This window comes from Pseudokineococcus marinus (genome assembly GCF_013004605.1).
GTDB classification, from domain to species: Bacteria; Actinomycetota; Actinomycetes; order Actinomycetales; family Quadrisphaeraceae; genus Pseudokineococcus; species Pseudokineococcus marinus.
Genome location: NZ_JABEMA010000474.1, coordinates 1 through 1647, shown reverse-complemented (window position 1 = coordinate 1647; position 1647 = coordinate 1). Strand labels below are relative to the sequence as shown.

General features: G+C 78.4%; 4 protein-coding genes. 1 reads left to right on the top strand and 3 read right to left on the bottom strand.

Annotation, left to right across the window (positions count from 1 at the left end; translation table 11 throughout):
* On the top strand, window positions 1-318 hold a 318-nt coding region (locus HLB09_RS16730; RefSeq protein ID WP_171204428.1), incomplete at its 5' end, for a threonine/serine exporter family protein.
* Window positions 319-328: 10 nt separating this feature from the next.
* Here HLB09_RS16730 and HLB09_RS16725 read toward each other — a convergent pair.
* From HLB09_RS16725 to HLB09_RS16715, 3 genes are read right to left on the bottom strand one after another with little or no spacing between them, the layout of a single operon-like run.
* Window positions 329-751: a cation:proton antiporter gene (locus HLB09_RS16725; protein WP_171204427.1), complete on the bottom strand. Its 423-nt coding sequence runs from the start codon at window positions 749-751 to the stop codon at window positions 329-331.
* Window positions 748-1005, bottom strand: a complete 258-nt coding sequence (locus HLB09_RS16720) for a monovalent cation/H+ antiporter complex subunit F (RefSeq protein ID WP_171204429.1) — start codon at window positions 1003-1005, stop codon at window positions 748-750. Before HLB09_RS16720 ends, HLB09_RS16725 begins: the two co-directional genes overlap by 4 nt.
* Window positions 1002-1565, bottom strand: a complete 564-nt coding sequence (locus tag HLB09_RS16715; RefSeq protein WP_171204426.1) for a Na+/H+ antiporter subunit E — start codon at window positions 1563-1565, stop codon at window positions 1002-1004. The genes HLB09_RS16720 and HLB09_RS16715 overlap by 4 nt, the downstream gene beginning before the upstream one ends.
* Between the last annotated feature and the right edge of the window lie 82 nt (window positions 1566-1647).

Here is a 1647-nt window from a genome sequence, read left to right as displayed (position 1 = left end):
CGGGCCCTCGGCACCCTCGTCGCGGCGCTCGTCGTCGGCGCCGTCGGCCGTGTCGCCGCGCTGCGCCGCCGCGCCACCCCGCTCGCCGTCGTCGTGCCCGGCACGATCATGCTGCTGCCGGGGCTGACGATCTACACCGCGCTCGTCGAGCTCACCGGCGGCACGGTCATCTCCGGGCTCGTGCTGCTCGGCCAGGCGGGGGCGATCGCCCTCGCCATCGGAGCCGGCGCCTCGCTCGGGGACTCGGTGGCCGCGCCCGTCGAGCGGGGCCTGGACCAGGCCTCCCGGCGCCGCCGCGAGACGCCGCTGCGCAGCTGAGCGCCCCCGCTCACGCCGGGCCGCGCTCCTGCCCGTCGACCTGGACGCCGCCCTCGTCCTCGCCGTCCCGCTGCTCCTCGTCCCGCTGGTCCCCCTCCCGCGGCAGCCCCAGGTCGTCGTGGTGGGTCAGCGGGGTGACGGGCGCCGCGGACAGGCGGGCGGCCTGGGCCACCTCGAAGCCGCCGATCGGCACGGTGAAGAGCTGCAGGGCGATGGCCACGAGCAGCGTCAGCACGGAGCCGGCGGTCGGGGCGAGCACGACGCCGCCGAGGAGCACGACCACGAGCCCCAGGGCGGCGGCCTTGGTCGCGGCGTTGGTGCGCGCGTACACGTCCGGCAGGCGCACCAGCCCGAGCGCCGCCGTGCCGACGAGCAGCGAGCCCACGAGCAGCAGGCCCTGGCCGACGACGTCGACGACCGCCGCCGCGCTCACCGCCCCCTCCCGGCGACGAGCCGCGCGAGCACCACCGTGGTGAGGAAGCCGACGAGCGTCGCGACGAGCACGAGGTCGAGCAGCGCCGGCGTCCGCAGGCGCACGGCCAGCAGCGCCGTCGCGCAGACGACGACGACGAAGCCCAGGTCGACGGCGAGGACGCGGTCGGCGTCCGAGGGGCCCACGACCACGCGCCACGCGCACACCCCGAGGGACAGGGCCATCACCCCGAGGGCGACCTCGACGACCATCAGACCTCCTCCTCGTCCGTCCGCGCCGGGACGGTGCCGTGCGGCGGGGGCGGGGGCACCGCGCCCGGGTCGGCCCGCAGGGCCCGCAGCAGCCGGGTCTCCAGCTCGCGCAGCTCCGCCAGCGCCTCCGCCACGTCCGGGGCGTGCATGACGTGGGCGGCCACGACGACGTCGCCCCCGCCGTCACCGGACCCGTCCCCGTCCCCGTCCTCTGCTCCGTCCGGGGTCCCGTCCGGGGTCCCGTCCGGGGTCCCGTCCGGGGTCCCGTCCGGGGTCCCGTCCCGGGGACGACGCCGCCCGTCGTGGCTGCTGACGACGAGCGTGCCGGGGGTGAGCCCGACGAGCGCGATGTAGGAGGCCACCTCGACGTCGGTGCGGCAGCGCAGGACGAGCTCGAGCACGACCGGCGCGACGCCGGTGCGGGGCGTGAGCACCTCGCGCAGCACGACGAGGTTGGCCGCGAGGAAGCGCCCGACGTACCAGCCCGCGAAGGCGACCAGGCGGCCGGCGTGCCCGACGGCGCCGACAGGACCCTGGCCCCGCCTCCCCCCGTCGCGGCTCACGGCGCGCGCCTCGTGACGGCGGCCAGCCAGGCGGAGGGGTCCGCGAGCCCGCGGGCCGCCGCGTCGCCGACCGCGAGCAGGG